The sequence below is a fragment of the Rhizobium sp. R711 genome (genome assembly GCF_002211365.1).
Taxonomy (GTDB): domain Bacteria; phylum Pseudomonadota; class Alphaproteobacteria; order Rhizobiales; family Rhizobiaceae; genus Rhizobium.
Genome location: NZ_LOKZ01000034.1, coordinates 71,539 through 95,021, shown reverse-complemented (window position 1 = coordinate 95,021; position 23,483 = coordinate 71,539). Strand labels below are relative to the sequence as shown.

The window sequence follows — 23,483 nt, the reverse complement described above, 5'->3', positions numbered from 1 at the left end:
GCGGAGCTTGGGGCATAGGCACGGCCAGCGCAATATGGTTGGCGCCTTTTTCGATCGATAGGATGAATTGCCGTTGGCACAGCTTGGGAGCAGTTTCTGGCGCGTCGGGCATGGCCGTGAGATAGAACTGGGCACACGCGCCGTTATTATGGCGATCGTCAACGCGACGCCGGATTCCTTCTCTGATGGCGGACGTTACGACACTGTCGATGCCGCTGTTGCGCACGCGCTTCAGGCCGCCGAGGAGGGGGCTCAGATCATCGATATCGGCGGCGAGTCGACACGTCCCGGCGCGGATATCGTCACTCCCCTGCAAGAGCAGGCACGAGTCCTGCCGGTGATCGAGGCGTTGCGCAGCAAGACCGATGCGTTGATCTCGATCGACACCTATCGGGCCGAGACCGCCCGGCTTGCGGTCAGCGCGGGAGCGCATGTTATCAATGACGTATTCGGATTGCAGAAGGAGCCGGAGATCGGAAAGATCGCTGCTGATACCGGCGCAGGACTGTGCCTGATGCACACGGGCCGCGAACGGGAGAAGCTTGCCGACGTGATCGCCGACCAGTTTCTCTTCCTGCAACGCTCGCTCGAAATCGCATCGGTCGCGGGGGTCGCAAGGGATCGCATCGTGTTGGATCCGGGCTTCGGCTTTGCGAAGGATACCGAAGAGAATATTGAGCTGATGGTGCGTTTCGGCGAACTTCACCGCCTTGGATTACCGCTGCTTGCCGGGACATCGCGCAAGCGTTTTGTCGGCGCCATCACGGGCAGGGAAGCCGCCGACCGGGACGCAGGAACGGCAGCGACGAGCGTGTTGCTGCGTCTTTCCGGAGCGGTCATTTTTCGTGTGCACGATGTCGCAATCAACAGGGATGCTTTGGCCATCGCTGATGCTATGCTCGCGGCGCGCTATAGTTTGGAGCAAGGACACTCGGCATGAGCACCACTTACACAATCACGCTTCAGAACTGTGCGTTCTTTGCCCGCCACGGCGTTCACGACGAGGAGGAGTTCCTCGGCCAGCGCTTCTTTGTGGATGCCGAGCTCGAAGTCATTGCCGGCGATGCTCTAGAGAGCGATTCCATCAACGATACGGTCAACTACGGTATCGCCTTCACGGTGATCGAGGAGATTGTCACAGGCAAGCGTCGCTACCTTATCGAGGCGCTTGCCCTTGATATAGCAAAAGGACTTTGCGCAAAGTTTCCGCAGGTCAAGCGTGCAAAGATTACTGTCCGCAAGCCGAACGCGCCGGTGCCGGGTGTTCTGGATTTCGTCCAGGTGAGCATCGAACACTTTGCCTGAGTCCGTTTTCAAGACCGCAACACTTGGCCTCGGCGGCAATCTCGGCGAGCCCGTCCATGCGATGGCGGTCGCACTAAGAGCGCTTGACCGACGGTCCGATTGCCGGGTGGTAGCGGTGTCGCGGCTCTATCGTACGCCGCCCTGGGGCAAAACCGACCAGTCCTATTTCTTCAACGCTTGCGCTGAAGTCCAGACAACGCTTGCTCCAGAGGCGCTTCTCGACGTCTGCCTCGATATCGAACGAGGGATGAAACGAGAGCGCATCGAGCGGTGGGGACCGCGAACACTCGATATCGATATCCTGACCTATGCCGATGTGGTGCAATCGGCGCCGCGTCTCGAACTCCCGCACCCGCGCATGACGGACCGTGGCTTCGTGTTGATGCCGCTTGCCGACTTTGCTCCGAAACTGCTCGTCAATGGGGCACCGGTTCGCGAATGGCTGATGAAGGCTGATGTGCAGGGGATCGAGGTTGCCGATGACCGCAGCACTTGGTGGCATACCGTCTGAAACAAAAAAGCGGCGGGAAATCCGCCGCTTTCAGGTACGCGTTGGAATTATTCGACGGAGCCGACGGCGATTTCGTCGAGTTGGCGCGTAAGCGTCAGGCCGATGACCGGGATCATCTGGCTTTCGACCTTAACGGAAACGGTAACGTTCATGGTCTTGTCGTCTTTGACGCGAGCAATCATAGCGCCGTTCAGCTTGGAGCGGTTGAGGCCGACGACCACCGTATCCTGCGTTACCGCACCCGAAACGACGTCGAGACCCTTGCCATCGGCACCATCAAGGAACTTGCCCTTATAGGAACTGCCGGACTGCGTGATGAGCGCCGTCATCGGCTGCTTGAAGACACCAACCCTGCAACTTCCGTCAAGCTTGATACCCGTGCCGCCCGCGCTGACCGGTTCCCCTACGAGATTGCAGGTGAATTTCGTGCCTTTGTACTTGCCGGCAACGATCTCGCCGGGACCTCGCCAGGTGCCGGCGACGGACTCGAAGAAGGCTTTGTCACGTGTTGCAGCTGTCGCGGACGGGGCCATGTCGGCGACTGGTGACAGCGCCACCGCAGCGAGCCCGAAAAGAAGAAGAAACTTGCGCGAATACATGGATTTTCCCTGGCGACACCATCGCTTAACTGGTGCCAAGTTTTGCCGAATAATGGTTAACAGTTGGTTTCCCGTCATCCGAAAACACTGACGAGCGGGGCGTTTTCGCAGTTGGCGGAATGTGAGAGTGTGGCGGTAGAGTATTGAATTCACGACAAGTATTTCCACGCCGTGTTTGAGACGCGGCGGGGCGCAACAAAACCGTCAATTCTCAGGAATTCTTGTCGCGCGACGTCATCGAGGGAGTCAAATCGCCGATGAAGTCGCCGATTCCCGGACGTTTCAGGGCATGGAAGGAAAGGGGACGGCAGAGATCCATGGCAGCGATTCCGATGCGGGCGGTCATCAGGCCGTTGATGACGCCCTCGCCAAGGCGCGCCGACAGTTTCGAGGCCAGTCCATGGCCGAGCACCTGCTGCACAAGGCTGTCGCCGACAGCGATTGAGCCGGTAACGGCGAGATGCGCCAGAACATCTCGCATGAGTCGGATCATGCCGAGTGTGCCAGGCCGACCGCCGTAGAGCTCCGCCATCGCGCGAACGAGTCGGGCAGCTTCATAAAGTACGTAGAGCAGATCGACGATGGCGCGTGGGCTGACAGCGGTGACGATGGAGACCCTTTTCGATGCATTGACGATCAGAGCTCGGGCTTGCCTGTCGAGCGGGGCCAGGAGTTCGCGTTCCGCGAGGGCAATGAGGTGTGGCGCGTCGATGATATCAGCTTCCGCCGCCTTGAGAGTGGCTCGGCCTTTTGCCGTCTCGGGCTTGTCGGACAGCAAGGTTTCCAGGCGCTTGACCAGTGCGCGCGCCTTCGCCGGCTTAGCCTCGACCATGGCGGTCTCCGCTTCCGCCTTGATCCCCTGCACAGCCGTCAATCGCATCATTCCGGCTGTTTCGCGAACAACGATGGCAATCACAGCCAGAACGCCGATCGCCAGCGCCGCGAGCGCCGCATAGCCCAGCCAATCGGCGCGGCTGAAAAGATTGCGGATAAGACTGTCGGTCCAAAGGCCGAAGGCAAGCGAGAAGAGAATGCCGAATGCGGCCGCTGCGATTTTCGCAAACGACGTGCCGCGCTTGCGGGGAACGGCGCCCGGCACGGGAGGGACATCCTTTTCAGGATTGAGGAATGGATCGTCCTCGTCGGCGGTCAGCACGACCTCGTCGGTGAAGCTGCCTGGCTTTCGCTGGCGGTGTTTGGTCTCGATTGTCGGTCGGACCGCTGGGTCCTCTTCATAAGAAAACGCGGCCGGCGCGCGGTGGACCGGCTGTTCGGATGGTGGCTTGATCATGCGAGGCGATCTCCGAACAGAAACTGCATGGCGCGGTCGAGGCGAATATGTGGGACCGAAAGCTTTATGCCGCCGCCCGTTTCTTCGAGGTGCGGTGGACGAAAGCGCACGACATTTATATCGGGCAGCGAGGTGTCGGGCTCTCCAGATTCGATTCGCTCGAACAGGTTCTCCGGGTCCGCAGGAAGGTCTCCCGGAAATATCGCCGTCTTCCTATGGCCATCGAAACGTTCACCACCAATGGTTTCTCCCTCCATCGGTGTCCCGACGATGACCGGGAGGTCATGACCGTTGCGTTTCACTGTCGCTTCGCGGGTGGCGCGGACAGAGGCAAGTGCCATGACGTCGATTCCTGCCCCCGCCATTCCAATGCGCTCAGCTGCGCGCTCAACCAGGCGGCGGGTGAGGGCGTCGAGCCGGTCGTGGCTTTCATGATGCAGGTGGTCGGCCTTGGTCGCGGCAACCAGGACGCGGTCGATGCGGCGGCCAAGCAATGAAGACAGCCAGGAATTCGTGCCTGGTCGGAAGCATGCAAGAACGTCCGTCAGGGCGCGTTCGAGGTCCTGTACCGCCTCGGGGCCACGGTTGATGGCTTGCAGCGCATCGACCAGCACGATCTGCCTGTCGAGACGGGCAAAGTGCTCGCGAAAGAAAGGCTTCACGACGACCGATTTATAGGCCTCGTAGCGTCGTTCCATCATCGCCCACAGCGATCCCTTTTGTGCTTTGCCCTCGGGCGGAAGCGCGAGCGGCGCAAAGGTCAGGGCGGGAGAGCCATCGAGGTCGCCAGGCAATAGAAAGCGGCCGGGTGGGAGCGTGGAAAGCGAGCGTTCGTCTGCTTTGCAGGCTTTGAGGTAATCGGCAAAGGAAGTTGCAAGGTCGCGGGCCCGCATTTCGTCGGCGGGAGCACTGATGTCCGCGGTGTGGGCGAGTGTCAGCCAAGCGTGCGAAAGGTCCGCGCGAACGCCCGTTTTGGCCAAGGCAATCGTTTCCTCGCAGAACGCGCGATAGTTCTTTGCGAGCAGCGGCAGGTCGAGCAGCCATTCACCAGGATAATCGACGATATCGATCGACAACCGACCGGGCGAGAAGAGACGATTCCAGCCGCTGGCACTTTGATATTCGAGTGTGATGCGCAATTCCGAGATGGCGCGTGTGGAATCCGGCCAGACGCGGTCCTTCACGAGGGAGCGGATGTGATCTTCATACTGGAAGCGCGGCACTGCATCATCCGGCTGCTGCTCAAGCCGGACCGCCGAGACACGACCGGACTGCACTGGCTCGAAGAGCGGCAGCCGGCCGCCGTGCAGCAGGTTGTGGACGAGGGAGGAAATGAAGACGGTCTTGCCAGAGCGCGATAGGCCGGTGACGCCAAGGCGCACAGTTGGATTGATCAGGCCAGATGCCCGGTCCGCGAAATTGTCGAGGGCGATGCGCGCGTCATCGGTGAAGGAGGTCAGGCTGGGCGGCAAGGCGGAATCCCGGTTGTATCGTGACAAGCCATATAGGAACCCCGGATCGACGCGAAAAGACGTTCCGCGAAAAGAGCTTAGTCGATCACGAAATCGACGAGACGCCAGCCTGCCGACACACCGTCATAGTCCAGAACCACAAGACCGGCCGTCGGAAAGCCGGTCGGCAATGCCTGACAGAGTGCCTCGTGGCCGATCAACGCTTCCAGCGTTTGCTCCATCGTCGGGTTGTGGCCCACCAGCATGACTGAGTCGATCGCCTGCTGGGCATCGATGATCTCGAGATAGATGTCCTGTGAGGCATTATAAAGCTCGTCGACGAAACGAAGGTCGAGTGTGGAACCCATGGCCCGATGTACGGCATCGGCCGTGTCCCGGCAACGCGCCGCTGTCGAACTCAGTACGAGATCCGGCCGATACCCCTTGTCCGCGGCCCTGTCGGCGACGAGTTCGGCCTCGGCATAGCCTTTGTCGCTGAGCGGGCGGTCGAAATCACGTTGTCCAGGTGCGGCCCAAGCGGCTTCGGCGTGCCGCAGCAGATAAATCCGGGAAGGCGGAGGCGTGATTGCGGCCATAGGAAAATCCACGTCGAAGGGACTTTTTCAGTAGCGGGTGAGCGGCCCGTGCGTCAACCGCGGCCGCAGGTGTCGCGCCTAAATCCGGCTTGGGAAAGTATGGGGTTACCGGGAGAGGAATATGCATCCGGCGGAATAAGGGTGAGAAAATAGCCTGTTAGCTTAAAAATATGACAGATTTAAAAAACTGTTTACCTAGCGTATTTGGCTTGAATCAACCGTAGTGCTCGCGATATACACCCGCCAGATGAGATGTTCTTCAGGAGAATCGCGTTGAGTGAGAAGATCGATCTTAGCAACTACGTACCCTCGGAAGAGGAAGAGTTCATGAATGGCAATCAGCGGGCTTACTTTAGAGCCAAGCTCGTCGCCTGGAAGAACGACATTCTCAGAGAGGCGCGCGAAACCCTCGACCACTTGGCCGAGGAAAGCGCAAACCACCCGGACCTTGCCGATAGGGCATCGTCCGAAACCGACCGGGCTATCGAACTGCGTGCCCGCGACCGCCAGAGAAAGCTGATTTCCAAGATCGACGCAGCACTGCAACGTATCGAAGACGGCACCTACGGCTATTGCGAGGAGACCGGCGAACCAATCGGTCTCAAGCGGCTTGACGCTCGACCGATCGCGACGCTCTCCATCGAGGCTCAAGAGCGGCACGAGCGCCGGGAAAAGGTTTACCGGGACGAATAGTCCCGACATAAAAGATAAAAGGGCACCGCGGAAACACGGTGCCCTTTTGTTTTTGGGATCGACCCGCCTACTTGTCGCGGTTGACGCTCATCTCGCCGAAGATGCGTGCGACTTCGTTTTGAAGCGCGGCATCAGCACCTGTGAGCGGCGCCATGTCAGGATCACGGCGCGGCAGGTTACCGGGCGCCGGAGCGGGTCTTGCAGCGGGCACCTGTGGCGTCGGCACGATGCGCTCGGCGGCAAGTGTACTTGTCATTTCTTCCTCGAGGATGCGCTGGAAGTCGCTCGGCTGTGCAGCCGGCGCTAGCGTGCCAACCTCGACGAATGCCGATGAGGGCTGCACGGGCGCGGGCGCGCTCCGGACCGACGGAGGGGTGACATGCGGCTCGATGCGCTGTTGCGAAAGCACACGCTCGCGGGCCGAATCGAGAATGTCTGCGGCAGCGGAGGCCTCGATCGGGGCCGGCGCCGGGCGCGGTTCCGGGCGTGGCTCGAATGATGGTGCCGGACGCGGGGCACGCTCACGTTCGCCGATGACGGGCGGAGGCGAGGGCGGCGTGGCGACGATAACCGGTTCCGGGCGGGCTTCGATCGGCGCGCGGTCGGGCACGTAAGCTTCAGCTGGCGTATGGCTGCGGATCGGTAGCGCATCCTGGGGTTCCGCCTGCGTGATGCGAACAGGCGCCGGCTGCTCGGGCGGGGCCTCGAGCTGTGGTGACATCACGGGGGTAGCAACCGGCGCGGGCGCAGCGGCCGATTGAGCTGTCTCGAGCGATACGGGCTTGTCGGCGGCCTCGCCAATCTTGCTCTCGATGACGATATCGGTCGGTCCGCCGATCATAATCAGATGTTCGACATCGTCGCGGCGGACGAGGACGAGGCGTCTGCGCGCATCGACGGCCGCCGCATCGAGGACCTGCAGCCGTGGCTGACGGTTGCGGCCACCCCGCACGAAGGGCGAAGGCGCCCGGTTTCGCATGAACCAGAGCACGACAATCAGCAGCAATAGAGCTATGCCGACGCCGCCGGCGGCGAGAAGGAAGCGGCTCCCATAGGCTCCCATGAGATTATCGAACATCTTGGCTTACTCCCTTCGCGGTTTTGAACCACATGGCGACTTTACCACTTCGTAGACAAGTCCCGATGGCCTTGTCCAGTCACGCCAACCCGAAGTGGAATTCGAACATGCTTTCTTAACAACGCATTTTAATGGCGAAATTGGCGCTGTTCGTTGTGAATTCAATCAGTCTTCACAGAGACCAGTGTTTTTGCGGGGACCGCAAATTGATAAGAAGGAAATGACGCCTGATTCCTGCTTTCTCCCCATTACGAGTGAAGCCCGGCAGGCCATGCGAGGGAATAGATGACGAGACCGCGTCAGGCCGACGATTATAGCGAACCGCTCTTGGACCGCGGGGGCCGCACGGGAACGGCCTTGCGGATCATCCTGCTTGCGCTTGTGCTGATCGGTGCAGCCGCTGCATTCGTTGTTTTCAAAAGTTCTCTCGACAACGAAATGGTGCTTGGCGTTCTTGGCGTGCTTGCCATGGTCGGGATTTTCTTCCTCGTGTCGTCGGTGATCGGCTTTATCGAGGTCATGCCGCAGCGGCAGTCCGATAGCCTCGCGCGGGCATTTCTGAACAGCCACCCCGATGGGTCGCTAATTACCGATGACAAAGGGCGCATCGTCTATGCGAACGCGGCCTATGGCGAGTTGACAGGCGCCCGCAAATCGACAGAAGTTCAGACGCTCGAAGCGCTGCTGTCGCGTCATCGGGAATCGAACGAGGCGCTTTATCGTCTTTCCAACGGGCTTCGCGAAGGGCGGGAGGGCAGTGAGGAGTTCCGCCTGTTGCGGTCGCTGGGCCCCTCGACGAACGGTGCAGGAGCGCATTGGTACCGCCTCAAAGCGCGGACTCTGCAGAGCGAGGAGATCGGGCGCAAGCCACTCCACATCTGGCAGATCAGCGACATCACATCCGAGCGTGACGATCAGGAGCGGTTCTTCAAGGAACTGCAAAATGCGATCGACTATCTTGACCACGCGCCAGCCGGGTTCTTTTCGGCCGGTCGCAAAGGGGAGATATTCTACCTCAATGCAACGCTGGCGGAATGGCTTGGCATCGATCTCACCAAATTCGTTCCAGGCTCCGTAACGATCGGCGATTTCGTCGCAGGCGAGGGACTTGCGCTCATCCAATCGGTGCAGGCTGATCCGGGCCTGAAAAAGACGGTAACGCTCGATCTCGACCTGAAGAAGATGAACGGCCAGAGTCTGCCGGCCCAGATCGTCCACAGCGTGACGTCGATGCGCGATGGTGCTCCGGGAGAAAGCCGGTCGATTGTTCTGACGCGGCAGAAAAGCGGCGAGAACGATCAGTCGGGGACGGCGGCCGCGATGCGGTTTACTCGTTTCTTCAACAACACGCCGATGGCAATTGCCTCGGTCGATGGCGAAGGCCGTATCCTGCGAACCAATGCCCCGTTCCTGAAACTGTTTTCCGGGATTGTCTCCCGGAATGACGTCGAGAACGGCGCCTTACTCGAAATCATTGTCCAGGACAGCGATAAGTCGAAACTGCAGCAGGCGCTTGCGGCGGCGAAGGATCGGCAGGGCGATATCCCGCCGATCGACTCTCGTACGCCAACGGATGAAGCCCGCCATTTCCGCTTCTACGTCAACGCGGTGATCGATCAGAGCGACGAGGCGCCGGAAGAGGCCGCGATCGTCTATGCCGTCGAGGTGACCGAGCAGAAGGCGCTTGAGGCGCAGATGGCGCAGACGCAGAAGATGAACGCGGTCGGCACGCTGGCCGGTGGCATTGCGCACGACTTCAACAACGTTCTGACGGCCATCCTGCTCTCCTCCGATCATCTGCTGCTACAGGCGCGACCCGCCGACCCGGGCTTTGCCGACCTGATGGAAATCAAGCGCAACGCCAATCGTGCCGCCGTGCTTGTTCGGCAACTGCTGGCCTTCTCGCGCAAGCAGACAATGCGACCGACGGTGCTCAATCTGACTGACGTGGTCGGCGACCTCAGGATGCTGGTCGACCGCCTGCTTTCCGGTACCAATGTGAAGCTTGATGTCGAGTACGGCCGCGATCTCTGGCCTGTGAAGACCGACCTGTCACAGTTCGAACAGGTGCTGATCAACCTTTGCGTCAACGCCCGAGATGCCATGCCGCAGGGCGGCAAGCTCACGCTTCGTACGAAGAATGTGATGGCGGAAGAGGTCGCGGCATTCAACTATTCCTACATGCCGCATGAAGACATGGTTCTCGTCGAGGTTTCGGACAACGGGACCGGCATTGCGCCCGAGATCATGGACAAGATCTTCGAGCCCTTCTTCACGACAAAAGAGGTGGGCAAGGGAACGGGCCTTGGTCTCGCGATGGTCTACGGCATCGTCAAGCAATCAGGTGGCTACATTCAGCCGGAGTCGGAAGTTGGCAAAGGCACGACATTCCGCGTCTTCCTGCCGCGCCACATTGTCGAGCCAGCGGTTGCCGCCGAAGGTGATGCCGTCACGCCTGTTATCGGCGCGCTTGCGGAACAGGCGCCGGCACCGGTCGAGCAACCCGAGGACCTAACGGGTTCAGCGGTTATTCTCCTGGTGGAGGATGAGGAAGCAGTGCGTCGTGGGGGCAAGCGCATGCTCGAGACACGCGGCTATACGGTTTACGAGGCCGGGTCTGGCGTCGAGGCGCTCGATATCATGGAGGAGCTCGAAGGCAAGGTCGACATTGTCGTTTCAGATGTCGTGATGCCGGAGATGGATGGTCCGTCGCTGCTGCGCGAGTTGCGCAAGAACTATCCGAACCTGAAGTTCATCTTCGTTTCGGGATATGCCGAAGACGCGTTTGCCCGCAACCTGCCGCCGGATTCCAAGTTTGGCTTCCTGCCGAAACCGTTCTCCCTGAAGCAGCTTGCCGTTGTCGTCAAAGAGACGCTGGACAGTTAAGGGGCGCCGCAGCGCCCCTTTCTAAACGATCAGCCAGCCAGCGCGACGGCAATTTCTGCCGCCAGTCGCGCGTTGTTTTCTACGAGCGCAATGTTGGTCTTCAAGCTCTGGCCGTCGGTCAGGTCAAAGATCGTGCTGAGCAGGTAAGGCGTCACTTCCTTGCCGCTGATTTCATCGCGCTCTGCGCTATCGAGCGCGCGCTCGATGTAGATCTCCATTTCCTCCCGGGGGATCTCGTCCGCCTCCGGCACGGGGTTGGCTATCAGCATGCCGCCGTCAATGCCGAGCTGCTCGCGCACCGTCTGGAAGTTGGCGATGGCGGCCGGGCTGTTCAGCGTCAGTGGACTGCGCAATCCCGAGGCACGGGACCAGAAGGCGGGGAATTCCTCGCTTTCATAGGTGACGACAGGAACGCCCGCGGTTTCCAGCACCTCCAGGGTTTTCGGAATGTCGAGGATAGCCTTGGCGCCGGCGCAGACGACGATGACGCCGGTGCGGCCGAGTTCCTCGAGGTCAGCGGAAATATCGAAGCTTTCCTCAGCGCCGCGGTGAACACCGCCGATGCCTCCGGTGGCGAAGACCTTGATGCCGGCACGCTCGGCGGCGATCATCGTCGCTGCTACGGTCGTTGCACCGTGACGGCGCTCGGCGATCGCGAAGGCGAGATCGGCGCGAGAAACCTTGAGGACGTCCTTGGCCTGCGCCAGTTGCTCCAGCTGATCGGATTCGAGGCCGATATGCAGCGTTCCGTGAATGACCGCGATAGTGGCTGGCACGGCACCCTGCTCACGAATGAGCGCCTCGACGCTGCGGGCCATCTCGATGTTGCCGGGGTAGGGCATGCCATGCGTGATGATGGTCGATTCAAGTGCCACGATCGGCGCGCCGCGCTGCTTGGCGCTTGCGACTTCTTTGGAATAGGCGATCGGCAGGAGGGGGGAGAACGGTTTCGTCATTGTCTCTTCCATTTCATCGGTACGGCCTTCAATGCAAAATTCTCGCCGGTGGAACAAGGGAAAGTGTCTCCCTGATCAGATCCGGGGAAAGGTTTTCATTGACCGCATGCGGCGATTGTACGGTCAGCGCTGCTGCTGCGGCGCCTTCGCGAACGGCATCGACCAAGGAAATCCCGCGCATCAATCCTGAGATTACGCCGGCTGCAAGCGAGTCTCCCGCGCCGGTGACATCCGCGACGCCTTCCAGATTTGCGGGCTGCAGGGCTATCGCGTGGCGATCCGCAAAGGCGATCAGCTCGCGTTGTCCGCGCGTGACGACGCCGCCGCGCAAACCGATGTCACCCAGCAGTGACGGCCAGTGTGCTGGATCGTTGGGGCGCTCGCCGGTCAATGCGGCAGCCTCAGCCTCGTTGAGGAAAAGGTAGTCGATCCCTTCGATGCACGGCTTGAGCTTGACGGCCTTCGCCGGCGAGATTGCGATTGCGCCCACCGGCTTGCCAAGCACCTTCGCACGCTCGACGATCGATGCCAGCGTCTCTGCTGGCAGGTTGGCGTCGATGAGGATGAAATCGGTCGCGGCAAAGGCATCGCGGACGGCACGGATCGAGAGGCGCCTCGGCACGAACATGCGGTAGAGATCCATGTCGGCAAGCGCAATCACCAGGTTTCCGTCGTTCTCGATGATTGCGGTATAGCTCGGCGTCTTGCGATCGAGGAAAACAAAGGGGCGATCATCAACGCCGGCGAAGTCGGCAGCCTCGCTGACCATCTCGCCGATCGGATCACCGCCGCGGGGCGAAATCATCGTCACGTCGAAGCCCAACCGGGCAAGATTGCGAGCGGCATTGAAGCCGCCGCCGCCCGGCTCCTCGAACCATGTACCTGGATTGCTGGCGCCAGCCACGGTGTCTCCTGAAATGCGTCCGCGCCTGTCGATATGGGCTCCGCCAAGGACAAGAATCTTCCGCTTCATTTCATCATCCCGCGTGGCCGAAAGATACGAATCGTCCTGCCGCCACTGGTCGACTGGCGAGCAGATCCCTATCTCTAAGCTGTTGCTTTCCATTACTAAAACAAATGTAGAACACGGGCAGTTTTACCTTTTTGTTTCAATTATTTGAGCGCCGCTTGCGCAATGAGAACAAATGCGGTACAAAATCGGCATCAGCGGCGACATTGCTTGAGCGGCTTCAATAACCTAAAGGTGGATCGAATGTCACAGAATACATTGCGGCTTGTAGAGGACAAATCGGTGGACAAAAGCAAGGCACTTGAAGCGGCACTCTCACAGATCGAGCGGTCGTTCGGCAAGGGCTCAATCATGAAGCTCGGCTCGAACGAGAACGTTGTCGAGATCGAAACGGTGTCGACGGGTTCCCTCGGGCTGGATATAGCGCTCGGAATCGGCGGTCTTCCGAAAGGACGTATCATAGAGATTTACGGACCTGAAAGCTCGGGTAAGACGACGCTCGCGCTACAGACCATTGCCGAATCGCAGAAGAAGGGCGGCATCTGCGCTTTCGTTGACGCGGAACATGCGCTCGATCCGGTCTATGCCCGCAAACTTGGTGTCGATCTGCAGAATCTGCTGATTTCACAGCCGGATACGGGCGAGCAGGCGCTTGAGATCACCGACACGCTGGTCCGTTCCGGTGCGGTCGACGTTCTCGTTGTCGACTCCGTCGCCGCGTTGACGCCGCGTGCCGAAATCGAAGGCGAGATGGGCGATAATCTGCCGGGTCTTCAGGCTCGTCTGATGAGCCAGGCACTGCGCAAGCTGACGGCTTCCATCTCGAAGTCGAACACCATGGTCATCTTCATCAACCAGATCCGCATGAAGATCGGTGTCATGTTCGGTTCGCCGGAAACGACGACCGGCGGTAACGCGCTGAAGTTCTATGCGTCCGTTCGCCTTGACATTCGACGCATCGGTGCGGTCAAGGAGCGCGAAGAGGTGATTGGCAACCAGACCCGCGTCAAGGTCGTCAAGAACAAGATGGCGCCTCCCTTCAAGCAGGTCGAATTCGACATCATGTATGGTGAGGGCGTTTCGAAGACCGGCGAACTGGTCGACCTAGGCGTCAAGGCTGGTATTGTCGAGAAGTCGGGCGCCTGGTTCTCTTATAACAGCCAGCGCCTCGGCCAGGGCCGCGAGAATGCGAAGCTCTTCCTGCGCGACAATCCGGATCTCCTGCGTGAGATTGAGACGGCGCTTCGTCAGAATGCCGGTCTGATTGCGGACCGCTTCCTGCAGAACGGCGGCCCTGATGCGAATGACGGGGACGAGGCCGTCGACGGCTAATCGTATCGGTTTCCAACAGTTCAAAACCGGCCGTATTCTTTGATCAGAATGCGGCCGGTTTTGTTTGTCTGCTGGACAGTGGTTAAGGCGAACGATAAAAGCCACTGGATTTAAGTTTTGACCTGCCTTCCGGCAGCATTGAAGGGCATAGCATGAGCGGTGTGAATGATATCCGGTCGACCTTCCTCGACTATTTCAAGAAGAACGGCCACGAAATCGTTTCGTCGAGCCCGCTGGTGCCGCGCAACGATCCGACCCTGATGTTCACCAATGCCGGCATGGTCCAGTTCAAGAATGTTTTCACCGGCCTGGAGCAGCGTCCATACAAGACGGCCTCGACGGCGCAGAAGTGCGTCCGCGCCGGCGGCAAGCATAACGACCTTGATAACGTCGGCTACACTGCGCGCCATCACACCTTCTTCGAGATGCTCGGCAACTTCTCCTTCGGCGACTACTTCAAGGAGCGGGCAATCGAGCTTGCCTGGAACCTGATCACCAAGGAATTCGCGCTCGACGCCAAGCGGCTGCTGGTCACCGTCTATCACACGGATGACGAGGCCTTTAATCTCTGGAAGAAGATCGCAGGTTTGCCGGACGAGAAGATTATCCGCATTCCGACCAGCGACAATTTCTGGGCGATGGGCGATACCGGCCCCTGCGGCCCGTGTTCGGAAATCTTCTATGACCACGGCGATCACATCTGGGGCGGCCCTCCCGGCTCACCTGAAGAAGATGGCGACCGCTTCATCGAGATCTGGAACCTCGTCTTCATGCAGTACGAGCAGGTCACCAAGGAAGAGCGAATCGACCTCCCGCGTCCGTCGATCGACACCGGCATGGGACTGGAGCGCGTCGCTGCTGTTCTGCAGGGCAAGCACGACAACTATGACATCGACCTCTTCCGCGCCCTGATCGAGGCTTCGGAGGAAGTGACGGGTGTGAAGGCAGAGGGCGAGCGTCGCGCCAGCCACCGCGTTATTGCCGACCACCTGCGCTCATCGGCGTTCCTGATTGCCGATGGGGTGTTGCCCTCGAATGAAGGCCGCGGTTACGTGCTTCGCCGGATCATGCGCCGCGCGATGCGGCATGCAGAGTTGCTCGGTGCCAAGGAGCCGCTGATCTGGAAGCTGTTGCCGACGCTTGTCCAGGAAATGGGACGGGCATATCCGGAGCTGGTCCGCGCGGAATCGCTGATCTCCGAGACGCTGAAGCTTGAAGAGACCCGATTCCGTAAGACGTTGGAGCGCGGTCTTTCGCTTCTCTCCGATGCCACGACGGCGCTCGGCAAGGGTGACATGCTCGATGGCGAAACCGCCTTCAAACTCTATGATACCTATGGCTTCCCGCTCGACCTGACGCAGGATGCGCTTCGCGCCCGCGAAATCGGCGTAGACATATCCGGCTTCACCGACGCCATGCAGCGGCAGAAGGCCGAGGCGCGCTCGCACTGGGCCGGTTCCGGCGACAAGGCTACCGAGACGATTTGGTTCGAACTCAAGGAGAAGCACGGCGCGACGGAGTTCCTCGGCTACGACACCGAGACCGCAGAAGGCGTTGTTCAGGCCATTGTGAAGGACGGCACGTCGGTTGATTCCGCGTCGGCCGGCGACAAGGTTCAGATCGTCGTCAACCAGACGCCGTTCTACGGTGAGTCCGGCGGCCAGATGGGAGATACGGGTGTCATTACCTCCGATACCGCCAAGATCGAGATCACGGACACACAGAAGAAGGGCGAGGGCCTCTTTATCCATATCGGCACTGTCGTCGAAGGTAATGTGAACGCGGGTGATGCGGTCGCGTTGACGGTCGACCATGCGCGCCGCTCGCGCTTGCGCGCAAACCATTCCGCCACGCACCTGCTGCACGAGGCGCTGCGCGAAGTGTTGGGCACGCATGTGGCACAGAAGGGCTCGCTCGTCGCCCCGGAGCGACTGCGCTTCGACGTTTCGCATCCAAAGCCGATGACTGCTGACGAACTGAAGGTCGTCGAGGACATGGCGAACGAGATCGTGTTGCAGAATTCGCCGGTCACGACCCGCCTGATGAGCGTCGATGACGCGATTGCCGAAGGCGCGATGGCTCTGTTCGGCGAAAAATACGGCGACGAGGTTCGCGTTGTGGCCATGGGCCAGGGCGTGCGCGGCGCGAAGGCCGGAAAGCCCTATTCGATCGAACTTTGCGGCGGCACGCATGTCGGCGCGACCGGTCAGATCGGGCTGATCCGTATTCTCGGCGAAAGCGCGGTTGGTGCCGGCGTGCGCCGTATCGAGGCGGTCACCGGCGAATCCGCGCGTGAATACCTGGCGGAACAGGACGAGCGCGTCAAATCGCTCGCGACGTCGTTGAAGGTGCAGCCGGCAGATGTTTTCGCTCGTGTTGAGGCGCTGATGGATGAACGCCGCAAGCTTGAGCGCGAGTTGGCCGATGCCAAGCGCAAACTTGCAATGGGCGGCGGGCAGGGCGGCTCCGCGGATTCGGTTCGCGATGTTGCCGGCGTCAAGTTCCTTGGCAAGGCAATCTCTGGTGTGGATCCCAAGGATCTCAAGGGCCTGGCCGATGACGGTAAGGCAAGCCTCGGTTCCGGCGTTGTCGCGCTGATCGGCGTTGCCGAGGACGGCAAGGCGAGTGCTGTCGTTGCTGTCACCGAAGATCTCGTCGGACGCTTCAGCGCCGTCGATCTGGTGCGCATCGCGTCTGCTGCGCTCGGTGGCAAGGGTGGGGGCGGCCGTCCTGATATGGCGCAGGCCGGCGGTCCGGATGGATCGAAGGCGGATGAGGCGATCGAGGTGGTTGCTGCGGCGCTGGCTGGTTGAGGCGCAATAACTGGTAATAGTCTGAAATCTGAGCCGGCTGCGAAATGACGTATTTCGCAGCCGGTTTGTATTTGTGCGCGTGCTACTGACTGGTTTCAGCTTCTCGTTTGCACAGCGAGACGGCACGCAAGGCCAGTGAACACGCTTGCCAGCAAATATTGCGGCAGCTTGGGGAAACGGGTCGCAGCGCTCAGACGTGTGCGTATCTTGCTTCCCAGAATGATGACGGCGCCGTTCACGATGAAGCCGATGCCATTCAAAACACTCGCTAGCACAAGCATCTGTACAACCATGGAGCCGCCGCCGGGGCGGACGAACTGCGGAAACAACGCCACGACGAAGAGCGCCATCTTGGGGTTCAGGAGATTCGTCGCTAGTCCTGCAAGGAATATCCGCTTTCCCGCGAGCCTCGTGAGCGTCGAGGCTGGAGCAAAAGCTGTCCGCTCCGACCGAATCGTCTTGTATGCGAGATAGAGAAGATAAGAGCACCCCGCCAAGCGAACGACATCGTAGGCGACCGGCACGGTCAGAAAGAGCTGGGAAAGCCCGAGAGCTGCGGCGAGGGCATGGCAATAGGTGCCGAGCGCGATGCCCGCATAAGTCAGAAATCCGGCTGCGCGTCCCTGGCTTATGCTGCGGGAGGCGATCAGCAGCATATCTGGGCCGGGTGTTGCGGTCAGCACCAGGGCGGCGACGGCAAAGAGTATGATTGTTGAAAAGTCCGGCATTTTGAAATCCTCTTGGGTTCGAGCCGGAATTCCGATCTATCAGGATTCGCTGGCGGCGCAAGTCCGCAGGATTTGTCAAATCGCGGTATGCTTTTCTGCCGCGATCGACTTGCATGAGGTTCTGACATGAATGGCGAAACGGCATGGGCGCTCTACGAAAACCGTCTCAGACGGGTATCGGCCTATATCCATGATCATCTCGACGAGGAGCTCGACATGGACAACCTTGCCGGCATCGCCTGCATGTCGAGCTACCACTGGCACAGGATCTATCGCGCGGTTCATGGCGAGACACTCGCGGCGACCGTCAAGCGATTAAGGCTGCATCGTGCCGCCGGCGACATCGTTGCCACGGATCTTTCTGTCCGGGAGATAGCAAGGCGATCAGGCTATCCCAACCTCCAGTCCTTCAACCGCATCTTCAAATCGGTCTATGGCATGCCGCCAGCACAGTACCGGAAGGAGGGAAGCCACAAAGCCTTCGAACCCTCACCTTACGGAAAGACCGCAACCATGTTTGACATTACCCTACGGAAGATCGAGCCAATTCAATTGCTTGGCGTGCCGCATATCGGCTCGTACATGCAGATCGGCAAGGCATTCGAGACCTTGTTCGGCACGCTTTTTGCTCGTGGACTTGCCAAGCCCACGATGCGCATGATCGGTGTCTATCTCGATGATCCCGACATTGTGCCTGCCGAAAAGCTCCGCTCGGTCGCATGCGTTACCGTCGAAGGCGAGGTTGCGGTGGCGGCGCCGTTCGAAACTCGTACACTCGACGGAGGGGAATACGCCGTGCTGCGTCACAAGGGACCTTACGCCGACATGTACAAGGCCTACCATTGGCTCTATGCGGAATGGTTGCCCGCTTCGGGCAGGAAACTTCGCGACAGCGTTATGTTTGAGGAATATCTCAACAACCCACGTGATGTACCGCCGACCGAACTCCTGACTGACATTCACATGCCGCTGGTCTAGCATCCGGTTGCTATTGTGCGGCCTTCATGGCCTCGTCATCGATTGCGACGGCGCGCTTGTAAGCCGGGCGATCGGTGACGCGGCCGAGATAGTCTGCGAAGGCCTGGCGCTTCTCGAGGGTGCCGATGCCCATGCCCCAGCCGATATGCGAGCCGACGTAGACGTCGGCTGCCGTGAAGCGGTCACCGGTGACATAGGGCGAGGCGCTGACGGCGCGCTCCAACGTGTTCATCACATCCGCGTAGCTGCCATATCCGGCCATGCGTGCCTTGTCGGGTGGCGTTTCGAAGCCCAAGGCCTTGTTGGTCACTGCCGCTTCGAGAGGGCCTGCGGTGAAGAACATCCAGCGATAATAGCTGCCGCGCTCGTCCGGTTTTGGAGCAAGGCCGGCCTCCTGAAAGGTATCGGCCAGGTAGGCGCAGATGGCGGCGCATTCCGTCACCACCGTCTTGCCGTGGCGGATCGCAGGAACTTTGCCCATCGGGTTGACGGCGAGGTATTCCGGCGACTTGATAGTTCCACCGAAGGTCATGATCTCTGTTTTGTACGGTACGCCTGTCTCTTCCAGCATCCAGCGGGCGATACGACCGCGCGACATAGGGTTCGTATAAAATACCAGTTCGTCTCTCATGTACTCCTCCTCGCTTCCTTCGGTGTTCCTCCATCTGAACGCAGCGGATCAAGGCTCGCCATGAGGGAAATAGGACAGAACCGTCGTGCGCAAAGTGGATAACTATCTAAAGCGCCTTGCGATATTGGATGAAGCCGGATCGCTCAGCGATCCTGTCGTAGAGTCTTCGCGCGGTGGCGTTTGTTTCGTGCGTCATCCAGTAAAGCCGACCAGCTCCGTTCTCGCGAGCGAGATCAGCGACGGCGTCAATGAGGGCAGCGCCAGCACCGACACCGCGCTGGGTGTCATCGACATAGAGGTCCTGGAGATAGCAGGTCCATTTCGGCAGCCAGGTCGAACGGTGGAAAATCGCGTGGACGATACCAACGAGGCGGCCGCTATCGTCGAAGGCGCCAAGCGCGTGCATGTCCTCGGTCGGATCGTGAAAGCGCGCCCAGGTCAGCTCCGTTGTCTCCGGCGGGATGACGACCTCATAGAAGCGTTGATAGCCGGCCCAAAGCGGCTCCCAGGCGCCTCGGTCGGATGGCTGCAGCGGACGGATCGTAGTGGTCATCCTTTTGTTCCCCTTACTTGTCGCTGAAACGAAAACGGCGGGGAAATCCCCGCCGTCCATTCCGATATTGGTTCTGGCTTATGCCATGGCCTTCTGCAGGTTCTGGTCGATCTTGTCGAGGAAGGCGGTGGTGGAGAGCCAAGGCTGATCGGGGCCGATGAGCAACGCCAGATCCTTGGTCATGAAGCCGGCCTCGACGGTGTCGACGCAGACCTTTTCGAGCGTGGCGGCGAACTTTGCGAGTTCGGCGTTGTCATCGAGCTTGGCGCGGTGCGCGAGGCCACGGGTCCAGGCGAAGATCGATGCGATCGAGTTCGTCGAGGTCTCCTGGCCCTTCTGGTGCTGGCGGTAATGGCGGGTAACCGTGCCGTGTGCAGCTTCGGCTTCAACAGTCTTGCCATCCGGAGTCAAGAGAACCGAAGTCATCAGACCGAGCGAGCCGAAGCCCTGGGCAACCGTGTCCGACTGGACGTCGCCGTCATAGTTCTTGCAGGCCCAGACGTAGCCGCCGGACCACTTCAGCGCCGAAGCAACCATGTCATCGATCAGGCGGTGCTCGTAGGTGATGCCGATTTCCTTGAACTGATCTTTGAACTCGGTCTCGTAGACTTCTTCGAAGATGTCCTTGAAACGGCCGTCATAGGCCTTGAGGATGGTGTTCTTGGTCGACAGGTAGACCGGCCACTTGCGCATCAGGCCATACATCATCGAGGCGCGGGCGAATTCGCGGATCGACTCGTCGAGGTTGTACATCGCCATTGCCACGCCGGCGCCCGGTGCGTCGAAGACTTCTTTTTCGATGACCTGGCCGTCTTCGCCGACGAACTTGATCGTCAGCTTGCCCTTGCCCGGGAATTTGAAGTCGGTCGCGCGGTACTGGTCGCCGAAGGCATGACGGCCGACAACGATCGGCTGTGTCCAGCCCGGAACGAGACGCGGGACGTTCTTGCAGATGATCGGCTCGCGGAAGATAACGCCGCCAAGGATGTTGCGGATCGTGCCGTTCGGGCTCTTCCACATCTGCTTGAGGTTGAATTCCTTGACGCGTGCCTCATCAGGCGTGATCGTTGCGCACTTGATGCCGACGCCATGCTTCTTGATGGCGTTGGCGGCGTCGATCGTCACCTGATCGTTGGTGGCGTCGCGGTTTTCAACGGAAAGGTCGAAATAATCGATCTCAAGGTCGAGATACGGATGGATCAGCTTATCCTTGATGAGCTGCCAAATGATGCGAGTCATTTCATCGCCGTCGAGATCGGCGACGGGATTGGCGACCTTGATCTTCTTCATGTATCTGCCTCGTTAAGCTTGGAAGGGACTTGCGTCCCGGGTGGGTGATGTCAAATCCCGAGCGCTATAGCATTGTGGGCCGGGAGTGCAAAGCCGGAAGCAGGAAGGGGATCGTGTTTTTGCGGCCATTGCCAAGCGGAGGAAAATGGCTAGTCTCCGGCGCAAAACCATTGCCTGGATATTCGTCATGAAGAAGATTTCCCTTGTCCTTGCGATCCTGCTCGGTTCGACGTGCCCGATGCTCGCCGCCGACGTTACAGCGCCTGTAAAAGAGGTTATGGATGCGACGATCAAGAACTGGTCGGGAGCAGACAGCGATTGGATCGACATCTTCGATCCGAGCAAGCTTTCACGGTTATACAGCAAGGATTTCGTGACTAAGTACCAGGCCGCCATCCAGAATCCTGCTGCCGACGAGGATGGTGTTTCCCCCTTCGACTACGACGTCATCGTCAATGGCGAAGATGCTTGCCCTCTCGAGGATTTGACGTACACGCCGAAGTCCGTCGCTGACGGCGCGACGGAAGTGGTCGTCACGTTCAAGAAGGCGACGTGCATGGATGACGGGTCGGACAAGCAGGCCGTGACCACCGTGCGGTTCGAGGTGCTCGATGAGGGCGGCAAGCCTGTCATCGATGATATCGTCACCGAGGGCGACCCAGGCCAGCCACCGAATTCGCTCAAGAACACGATGGTGCAGATCGCCAAAGGCCAATAATGGCTCGGACGACTGTGGGCCGTACTGTTCCGAGGTGGGCTGCGCGCTAGGCTTTGCATTGTAATCTGTGGTTACGCGGAGGGACAGCGAAGCTTCGATGGCTGGCGAAAATCCCCCTTGATCACCGGCATCGAGGTCGCGAATGAGGCGAGGGCAACTTTCCGCGGCCTGTTGTCACCGGGCGGGGACAGGTCCGGCAGATCATGGCCAAGGATTTCGATGGGCTTACGAGTTCCAACCGGTGCGCTTCCCACCAGTGGAAGTGTTTCCTCGTTGACCGCAAGAGCAAAGGTTCGTCCCGACAGCACTTGCCGCTATCACATGCCGGCCCGCGCCTCGGCGCAGAGATGGTCGGCTCGACGCTGGACAGGCTCTCCGAATGCTTGACCCTTGCCGTTTCGGCGCGGCTTGGCTATTCCGGCCGTAACAAAAGGATCCAGCGTCATGGCAGGCACGAACAGCGAGCGGCAACTTCTCACGGAAGGCCCGGTTGTCATTCTCGTCGAACCCCAGATGGGGGAGAATATCGGCATGGTCGCGCGCGCCATGGCGAACTTCGGCCTGGTGGACTTGAGGCTGGTCAATCCGCGTGATGGTTGGCCGAACGAAAAGGCACAGGCTGCCGCCTCGAAGGCGGATCATGTGATCGAAGGCACGAAGGTCTTCGAGACGCTGGAACAGGCGATCGCCGACCTGAACTTTGTCTATGCGACGACGGCGCGCGAGCGGGACGGCTTCAAGCCGGTACGATCGCCGGTGGTGGCAGCGGAAACGCTGCGGGCGAAGTTCCGCGCAGGTGAGGGCACCGGCATCCTGTTCGGCCGCGAGCGCTGGGGGCTGACCAACGAAGAAGTCGCGCTGGCCGATGAGATCGTGACTTTCCCGGTCAACCCCGCCTTCGCCTCGCTCAACATTGCCCAAGCGGTGCTTCTGATGTCCTATGAATGGATGAAATCGGGGATGGCGGACGTCGGCAGCGTTCCCTTCCAGGCAATGTCGCAAACGCAATCCACGAAAGAACAGCTCTTCGGTCTCTACGACCAGTTGGAAGAAGCGCTGGAAGCGCGCAATTATTTCCATCCACCCGCGAAAAAGCCCAAAATGGTGGACAACCTGCGCGCAGTCCTTTCTCGCCGCGCCTTCACGGAGCAAGAAATCAGCGTGTTGCGCGGCGTTATCTCCTCCCTCGACCGCTTCTCGCGGAAATATCCGCGCGGGAGCCGGCCGCCCGTCGACGTCAAGGAACAATCGGAAGATGACAGCAGCGCTGAATGAGCTGAAACCGGTTATGGTCTTCGATTCCGGCATCGGAGGGCTGACCGTCTTGCGCGAAGCGCGCGTGCTGATGCCGGAGCGTGGCTTCATCTACATCGCAGACGACGCCGGCTTTCCCTATGGCGGCTGGGAAGAGCAGGCGCTGAAGGAACGGATCATCGGCCTTTTCGCCAAGCTGCTTGCGGAGCATGATCCCGAGGTCTGCATCATCGCATGCAATACGGCCTTTACGCTTGTCGGCGCCGACTTGCGTGCGGCGTTTCCGCGGATGACCTTCGTCGGCACGGTACCGGCGATCAAGCCGGCCGCTGAGCGGACGCGCTCAGGGCTCGTCTCGGTTCTGGCGACGCCTGGCACGGTGAAGCGCGCCTATACGCGCGACCTGATTCAATCCTTCGCGCAGCAGTGCCATGTGCGCCTGGTCGGCTCGGAAAATCTGGCGCGAATAGCAGAGGCTTATATTCGCGGCGATGCTGTATCCGATGAGGCCGTGCTTTCCGAGATCGACCAGTGCTTCGTGGAGAAGGATGGTTCCAAGACCGATATCGTGGTTCTTGCCTGTACGCATTATCCCTTCATGGCCAATGTTTTCCGTCGGCTAGCACCCTGGCCGGTCGATTGGCTCGATCCGGCGGAGGCAATCGCGCGGCGTGCCCGCAGCCTCGTGCCGCAGGTCGTCGATGGCGTGCACCCTGATAGTTTCGACTTCGCGGTCTTCACCTCTGGCAATCCCGATTTTGCGACGCGGCGGCTGATGCAGGGATTTGGTCTCAAGGCTTGAATCAGGCGCTCGCGCCAAGCCCGTCTTCATCTCGATACAATAGGGGCT

22 protein-coding genes are annotated in these 23,483 nt (G+C 59.9%); 11 read left to right on the top strand and 11 right to left on the bottom strand.

The features are described 5' to 3' along the window. The first annotated feature begins 73 nt into the window (after positions 1–73). Genes folP through folK form a run of 3 tightly spaced genes read left to right on the top strand, consistent with a single transcriptional unit; the run spans position 74 to position 1,816 of the window. Positions 74–940 carry a dihydropteroate synthase gene (folP, locus tag ATY80_RS21135; protein ID WP_088694278.1) on the top strand — a complete coding sequence of 289 codons (867 nt, stop codon included), beginning with the start codon at positions 74–76 and terminating at the stop codon, positions 938–940. Further along, entirely contained in the window at positions 937–1,305 is a 369-nt protein-coding gene (gene folB, locus ATY80_RS21130) for a dihydroneopterin aldolase (protein WP_088694277.1), read from the top strand. The genes folP and folB overlap by 4 nt, the downstream gene beginning before the upstream one ends. Further along, positions 1,298–1,816 (top strand): 2-amino-4-hydroxy-6-hydroxymethyldihydropteridine diphosphokinase, encoded by a 519-nt coding sequence (gene folK / locus ATY80_RS21125; RefSeq protein WP_088694276.1) that lies wholly within the window; start codon positions 1,298–1,300, stop codon positions 1,814–1,816. The genes folB and folK overlap by 8 nt, the downstream gene beginning before the upstream one ends. 47 nt (positions 1,817–1,863) lie before the next feature. Here the strand turns inward: folK and ATY80_RS21120 are convergent, their stop codons facing one another. The 4 genes from ATY80_RS21120 to ATY80_RS21105 form a co-directional block, all read right to left on the bottom strand. After that, positions 1,864–2,415 carry a hypothetical protein gene (locus ATY80_RS21120; RefSeq protein ID WP_088694275.1) on the bottom strand — a complete coding sequence of 184 codons (552 nt, stop codon included), beginning with the start codon at positions 2,413–2,415 and terminating at the stop codon, positions 1,864–1,866. 211 nt (positions 2,416–2,626) lie between these two features. Continuing rightward, positions 2,627–3,706, bottom strand: a complete 1,080-nt coding sequence (locus tag ATY80_RS21115; protein WP_088694274.1) for a TIGR01620 family protein — start codon at positions 3,704–3,706, stop codon at positions 2,627–2,629. Continuing rightward, a complete protein-coding gene (locus tag ATY80_RS21110; protein ID WP_088694467.1) occupies positions 3,703–5,178 on the bottom strand; it encodes a YcjX family protein in 1,476 nt (491 codons plus the stop codon). The genes ATY80_RS21115 and ATY80_RS21110 overlap by 4 nt, the downstream gene beginning before the upstream one ends. Before the next feature lie 77 nt (positions 5,179–5,255). After that, positions 5,256–5,753 carry a histidine phosphatase family protein gene (locus ATY80_RS21105; protein ID WP_088694273.1) on the bottom strand — a complete coding sequence of 166 codons (498 nt, stop codon included), beginning with the start codon at positions 5,751–5,753 and terminating at the stop codon, positions 5,256–5,258. A gap of 273 nt (positions 5,754–6,026) precedes the next feature. Between ATY80_RS21105 and dksA the strand changes: the two genes are divergently transcribed. Then, positions 6,027–6,446: an RNA polymerase-binding protein DksA gene (gene dksA, locus ATY80_RS21100; RefSeq protein ID WP_007532954.1), complete on the top strand. Its 420-nt coding sequence runs from the start codon at positions 6,027–6,029 to the stop codon at positions 6,444–6,446. Positions 6,447–6,513: 67 nt separating this feature from the next. Here the strand turns inward: dksA and ATY80_RS21095 are convergent, their stop codons facing one another. After that, entirely contained in the window at positions 6,514–7,524 is a 1,011-nt protein-coding gene (locus tag ATY80_RS21095; RefSeq protein ID WP_088694272.1) for a flagellar biosynthetic protein FliO, read from the bottom strand. Between the two features lie 285 nt (positions 7,525–7,809). Between ATY80_RS21095 and ATY80_RS21090 the strand changes: the two genes are divergently transcribed. After that, positions 7,810–10,410, top strand: a complete 2,601-nt coding sequence (locus tag ATY80_RS21090) for a PAS domain-containing sensor histidine kinase (protein ID WP_088694271.1) — start codon at positions 7,810–7,812, stop codon at positions 10,408–10,410. Between the two features lie 29 nt (positions 10,411–10,439). Here the strand turns inward: ATY80_RS21090 and ATY80_RS21085 are convergent, their stop codons facing one another. Beyond that, the gene (locus ATY80_RS21085; protein ID WP_088694270.1) at positions 10,440–11,366 is read right to left on the bottom strand and encodes a pseudouridine-5'-phosphate glycosidase; all 927 of its coding nucleotides are present in this window, start codon (positions 11,364–11,366) and stop codon (positions 10,440–10,442) included. 28 nt (positions 11,367–11,394) lie between these two features. After that, complete coding sequence (locus tag ATY80_RS21080; RefSeq protein ID WP_088694269.1) at positions 11,395–12,339, bottom strand: carbohydrate kinase family protein; 945 nt, start codon at positions 12,337–12,339, stop codon at positions 11,395–11,397. Positions 12,340–12,579: 240 nt separating this feature from the next. Here ATY80_RS21080 and recA point away from each other — a divergent pair, with 240 nt between their 5' ends. Then, the gene (recA, locus tag ATY80_RS21075; protein WP_088694268.1) at positions 12,580–13,668 is read left to right on the top strand and encodes a recombinase RecA; all 1,089 of its coding nucleotides are present in this window, start codon (positions 12,580–12,582) and stop codon (positions 13,666–13,668) included. 152 nt (positions 13,669–13,820) lie between these two features. Then, on the top strand, positions 13,821–16,481 hold the full coding sequence (alaS, locus tag ATY80_RS21070; protein ID WP_088694267.1) for an alanine--tRNA ligase: 2,661 nt from the start codon (positions 13,821–13,823) through the stop codon (positions 16,479–16,481). 95 nt (positions 16,482–16,576) lie between these two features. Here alaS and ATY80_RS21065 read toward each other — a convergent pair whose 3' ends face one another. Next, the gene (locus tag ATY80_RS21065; RefSeq protein WP_088694266.1) at positions 16,577–17,209 is read right to left on the bottom strand and encodes a LysE family translocator; all 633 of its coding nucleotides are present in this window, start codon (positions 17,207–17,209) and stop codon (positions 16,577–16,579) included. Positions 17,210–17,335: 126 nt separating this feature from the next. Here ATY80_RS21065 and ATY80_RS21060 point away from each other — a divergent pair, with 126 nt between their 5' ends. Beyond that, entirely contained in the window at positions 17,336–18,187 is an 852-nt protein-coding gene (locus tag ATY80_RS21060; RefSeq protein WP_088694265.1) for an AraC family transcriptional regulator, read from the top strand. Between the two features lie 10 nt (positions 18,188–18,197). Here the strand turns inward: ATY80_RS21060 and ATY80_RS21055 are convergent, their stop codons facing one another. The 3 genes from ATY80_RS21055 to ATY80_RS21045 all read right to left on the bottom strand — a co-directional run bounded on the left by ATY80_RS21055 (position 18,198) and on the right by ATY80_RS21045 (position 20,661). Beyond that, on the bottom strand, positions 18,198–18,818 hold the full coding sequence (locus ATY80_RS21055) for a glutathione S-transferase family protein (protein ID WP_088694264.1): 621 nt from the start codon (positions 18,816–18,818) through the stop codon (positions 18,198–18,200). Positions 18,819–18,924: 106 nt separating this feature from the next. Next, entirely contained in the window at positions 18,925–19,371 is a 447-nt protein-coding gene (locus ATY80_RS21050) for a GNAT family N-acetyltransferase (RefSeq protein ID WP_088694263.1), read from the bottom strand. A 78-nt stretch (positions 19,372–19,449) separates the two neighbouring features. Further along, a complete protein-coding gene (locus tag ATY80_RS21045; RefSeq protein ID WP_018854858.1) occupies positions 19,450–20,661 on the bottom strand; it encodes an NADP-dependent isocitrate dehydrogenase in 1,212 nt (403 codons plus the stop codon). Positions 20,662–20,848: 187 nt separating this feature from the next. On the opposite strand from ATY80_RS21045, the gene ATY80_RS21040 reads away from it, so the two are divergent. The 3 genes from ATY80_RS21040 to murI all read left to right on the top strand — a co-directional run bounded on the left by ATY80_RS21040 (position 20,849) and on the right by murI (position 23,435). After that, a complete protein-coding gene (locus ATY80_RS21040) occupies positions 20,849–21,379 on the top strand; it encodes a hypothetical protein (protein WP_088694466.1) in 531 nt (176 codons plus the stop codon). Positions 21,380–21,823: 444 nt separating this feature from the next. Continuing rightward, complete coding sequence (locus tag ATY80_RS21030) at positions 21,824–22,654, top strand: RNA methyltransferase (protein WP_088694261.1); 831 nt, start codon at positions 21,824–21,826, stop codon at positions 22,652–22,654. After that, positions 22,635–23,435, top strand: coding sequence for a glutamate racemase (murI, locus tag ATY80_RS21025; protein WP_088694260.1), 801 nt, complete (start codon positions 22,635–22,637; stop codon positions 23,433–23,435). Before ATY80_RS21030 ends, murI begins: the two co-directional genes overlap by 20 nt. The last annotated feature ends 48 nt before the right edge of the window (positions 23,436–23,483 follow it).